At 63.0% G+C, this 397-nt stretch carries 1 protein-coding gene; it reads left to right on the forward strand.

Annotation, left to right across the window (positions count from 1 at the left end):
- Positions 1-35: 35 nt before the first annotated feature.
- The coding region (locus JWG43_RS21135) for a ketopantoate reductase family protein (protein ID WP_240193697.1) at positions 36-397 on the forward strand (362 nt) is incomplete at its 3' end.

Here is a 397-nt window from a genome sequence, read left to right on the forward strand (position 1 = left end):
CCTTCGTGGACATGTGGCCGGAGAACGTCGAGGCGATGCGCGCCGACGGTCTTCGCATCAGTCACCTGCGCGACGTACCGGAGTTCCGTGTGCCAGTCCGCGCCCTTCACCTGACCGAGTTGCAGAGTCTTAGTAAGGAATCACTGATCGATATCGCCTTTGTTTGCGTGAAATCCTATGACACGGCTTGGGCGACCATGATGGTGCGACAGTATCTCGCCCCGGGTGGCTTCGTCGTCTCGCTACAGAACTGCATGAATGAGGCGACCATCGCCGAGGTGGTGGGTTGGGGCCGCACCCTCGGCGCCATCGCCAGTTCCATCACCGTGGATCTCTGCGAGCCCGGCCATGTCCGCCGCGCCGCCGGCAAGAGCGGTGCCGCCCATACGGTCTTCCG

Origin of the sequence: Desulfobulbus alkaliphilus (assembly GCF_016918545.1) — a bacterium.
In the GTDB taxonomy this organism is placed as follows: Bacteria; Desulfobacterota; Desulfobulbia; order Desulfobulbales; family Desulfobulbaceae; genus Desulfobulbus; species Desulfobulbus alkaliphilus.